The sequence below is a fragment of the Streptomyces prasinopilosus genome, assembly GCF_001419695.1.
GTDB lineage: Bacteria > Actinomycetota > Actinomycetes > Streptomycetales > Streptomycetaceae > Streptomyces > Streptomyces prasinopilosus.
This window is the reverse complement of sequence record NZ_LIRG01000881.1, coordinates 1-4,062: the sequence shown is the minus strand read 5'-3', so window position 1 is coordinate 4,062 and position 4,062 is coordinate 1. Positions and strand designations below refer to the sequence as shown.

General features: G+C 77.1%; 1 protein-coding gene. It reads left to right on the top strand.

All coding sequences use genetic code 11. From position 1 onward, the window contains the following. Positions 1-4,062: amino acid adenylation domain-containing protein (locus AOK18_RS27980; protein ID WP_157865258.1), on the top strand; the 4,062-nt coding region annotated here is incomplete at both ends.

Below are 4,062 nucleotides of genomic sequence, written 5' to 3'. Positions count from 1 at the left end.
TCAGCATCCAGATCGTCTCCCGGGCCCGCCGGGCCGGACTGGCGCTGACCACCAAGGACGTCTTCCGCCACCAGACCGTCGCCGAACTCGCCCTGCGCGTCACCGAGGCGGCACCGGCCGCGGCGGAGGCGTCCGTGCCCGCCGAGGCCCCGCTCACCCCGATCCAGCGCTGGTACCTCGACGGCCGCCGCCCCGGCGACCCACTGCGCTTCACCATGTCGCAGCACCTCGAACTCGCCCCCGGCACCGACCTGTCCGCCCTGCGCCCCGCCGTGGACGCCCTCGTCCGCCACCACCCGGCCCTGCGCACCCGCTTCGGCCGCACCGACGACGGCGGCTGGTACCAGGAGGTCCTGCCGGACGTCCCCGAAGGCGTCCTCACCCACCACGACGCGACCGGCCTGGACGGCCCCGCGCTGGAGGCCGAGACGGCGCGCGCGGCGGACGAGGCCCGGGACTCCCTCGACCCGGCCCGGGGACGGGTGGCGCGCGTCCTGCTCCTCGACCGCGGCCCGGACCTGCCCGCGCACCTCCTGATCACCGTCCACCACCTGGTCGTCGACGGCGTCTCCTGGCGGATCCTGCTGGCCGACCTGGAGACCGCCCACCGCGCGGCCGCGGACGGCCGTCCCGTCGAACTTCCTTTGGCCGGAACCCCGTTCGGCCACTGGGCGGCCCGGCTGGAGGCGCACACCCGGTCCGGCGCCCTGGACGGCGACCTCCCGTACTGGGAGCGCACCGCGCAGGCCCCCGCCGGCCTGCCCGCGGGCCGGCCCGGCCCGGACACCCACGGCACCGCCGCCACGGTCACCGTGGAGCTGGACCCGGAGACGACCGAGGCCCTGCTGCGCCGGGTCCCGGAGACCTACCGCACCCAGGTCAACGACGTCCTGCTCAGCGCGCTGGGCCGCACCCTGGCCCGCTGGTGCGGACGCGACACCGTGCTGGTCGGCGTGGAGGGCCACGGCCGCGAGGACCTCTTCGACGACGTGGACCTCTCCCGGACGGTCGGCTGGTTCACCGCCGAGTTCCCCCTCGCGCTGACCGTCGACCCCGACGCCGGCTGGCACGACACCCTGCGCTCGGTCAAGGAGCAGCTGCGCGCGGTGCCGCTGCACGGCCTGAGCCACGGCGCGCTGCGCCACCTGCTGCCCGGCAGCCCCCTGGCCGGCACTCCCGCGCCGCAGGTCGGCTTCAACTACCACGGCCGGTGGGACACCGGCCGCGCGGACGGCGGCCTCTACGGAGCCGGCCTGCCCCCGGCCGGCTCCGACACCGACCCCGACGCGCCCCGCCCCTACCCGCTGGACGTCACCGGCGTGGTCCAGGACGGCCGCCTCGAACTGGGCTGGACCTACCCGCCGGCCGTCTACGACGAGTCCACCGTCCGCGAACTCGCCGACGGGATGTGCGCGGCGCTGCGTGACATCGCGGCCCACTGCGCCCGCCCGGACGCGGGCGGCCGCACCCCGTCGGACTTCCCGCTCGCCGGGCTCGGCCAGAGCGAGCTGGACCGCCTCGTGGGCGACGGCCGGCACGTGGCCGACGTCCTGCCGCTGACGCCCCTGCAGGCAGGGATGCTCTTCCACGGCCTGGTGGACACCGCGGGCGCCTACTTCGACCGCACGGCCGTACGCCTGTCCGGGGTGGCCGACCCGCAGGCCTTCGCCGCGGCCTGGCAGCAGGTCGCCGACCGCACCGAGGCCCTGCGCACCAGCGTCCACTGGCAGAACCTGCCGCACCCGGTCCAGGTCGTCCACCACCGCGCGGAGCTGCCCGTCACCCACCTGGACTGGCGGCACCTGAGCCCCGGGCAGCGCGAGAGGGAGACCGAGGCCCTGCTGGCCGCCGACCGCGCGGCGGGCATGGACCTCACCACCGCACCCCTCACCCGCGTCACCCTGGCCGCGCTGCCCGGCGACGAGATCCTGCTGCTGTGGTCCTCCCACCACCTGATCCTGGACGGCTGGAGCACCGGACAGCTGCTCACCGAGGTCTGCGAGCGCTACGCCGCGCTCACCGGCGGCCGCGAAGCCCCCGCGCCCGTCAGGCGCCCGTTCGCCGACTTCCTGCACTGGCTGCGCGAACAGGACGAGGCCGCGGCCGAGGCGTACTGGGCCGACGCCCTCGCGGGCTTCCCGACCCGCACCCCGCTGCCGTACGACCGCACACCGGCCGAGGCGCACCGCGCCCGCGCCGCCGCCACGGTCCACCGGCACCTGGACGCGCACGTGTCGGCGCGGCTGCGGGAGACGGCGGCACGCGCCGGGCTGACGGTGAACACCGTCGTCGAGGGCGCCTGGGCCCTGCTGCTGGCCCGCCACGGCGGACGCGACGACGTCGTGTTCGGCACGACCGTCTCCGGCCGTCCGGCCGAACTGCCGGGCGTGGAGGCGATGACCGGCATGTTCATCAACACCGTGCCCACCCGCGTCCGGGTCACGGGCGGGGGAGCGGCGTCCTGGCTGCGGGACGTGCAGGAGCGGCAGAGCGACGCCCGGCGCTTCGACTTCCTCGCGCTGCCCCGCATCCAGGCGCTGAGCGGGATCCCGGCGGGCGAGGCGCTGTTCGACAGCATGGTGGTCTTCGAGAACTACCCCGTCGACGAGTCCGCCACGGCCCGCACGGGCGTACGCGTCGAGGAGGTGCGGGCCGACGACGCGCCGACCTTCCCGCTGTGCCTGCGCGCCCACCTCGGCGACCGGCTCGGCATCGACCTCGCCTACGACGCCGACCTGTTCGACGCGGACACGGCCGAACGCCTCGCGGCCCGGCTCACGGTCCTGCTGACCGCCCTCGCCGACGCCGTCGGGACCGACGCGGACGTGACCGGCCTGCCGCTGCTGACCGGGGACGACCGCGCCCTGCTCCGGCGGTGGAACACCACCGCGCGGCGGACGGCGCCGCGCAGCCCCGTCGACCTGTTCGCCGAACAGGTCCGCCGCACCCCCGACGCGCCCGCCCTGCGCGACGGCGGCACGGAGCTGACGTACCGCGGCCTCGACGCGTGGTCCGACGCCGTCGCGTCCCGGCTCCTCGCCGACGGTCTGCGGACGGAGGACCGGGTGGCGCTGACGATGGACCGCGGCGCCGAACTCGTCGTCGCCCAGCTCGCCGTCCTCAAGGCGGGCGGCGCCTACGTGCCGGTGGACGCCCGCGCCCCCGGGGAGCGGCGCCGGGCGCTGATCGCGCGGGCGGGCGCGACGGCCGGGCTGACCGCCGGGGACGTCGCCGCCGCACGCACCCCCGTACCGGGCGCGCCCGCCGCCGTCCCCGCGGACGCCGACCGGCCGGCGTACGTGATGTTCACCTCCGGGTCGACCGGTGAGCCCAAGGCGGTCGCGGTGCGCCACCGCGACGTGGCCGCCCTCGCCACCGACAGCCGCTTCACCGGCGGCGTGTGCGAGCGGGTGCTGCTGCACTCCCCGGTGGCCTTCGACGCCGCCACCTTCGAGGTGTGGGCGCCCCTGCTGAACGGCGGCTGCGTGGTCGTGGCACCGCCCCGGCCCGTGGACGCGGCGCTGCTGCGGGACCTGGTCCGGGACGGCGGCCTGAGCGCGCTGTGGCTGACCGCCGGCCTCTTCCGGCTGCTGGCGCAGGACGCGCCGGACTGCTTCGCCGGCCTGCGCCAGGTGTGGACGGGCGGCGACGTGGTGCCCGCCGCGGCCGTGCGCCGCGTGCTGTCCGCCTGCCCCGGCCTGACCGTCGTGGACGGCTACGGCCCCACCGAGACCACGACGTTCGCGACGTCCTTCGCGCTCACCGACGCGGCGGCCGTCCCGGACACCGTGCCCATCGGCCACCCGCTCGACGACATGCGGGTCCACGTCCTCGACGGCCGGCTGCGGCCCGTGCCGCCGGGCTGCGCCGGCGAGCTGTACCTCGCCGGCGAGGGCGTGGCGCGCGGCTACCTGGGCCGCCCCGGCGACACCGCCGCCCGCTTCCTCGCCGACCCCGCCGGACCGCCCGGCACGCGCATGTACCGCACCGGCGACCTGGCCCGCCGCCGCCCCGACGGCACGGTCGAGTTCCTGGGCCGCGCCGACGACCAGGTGAAGATCC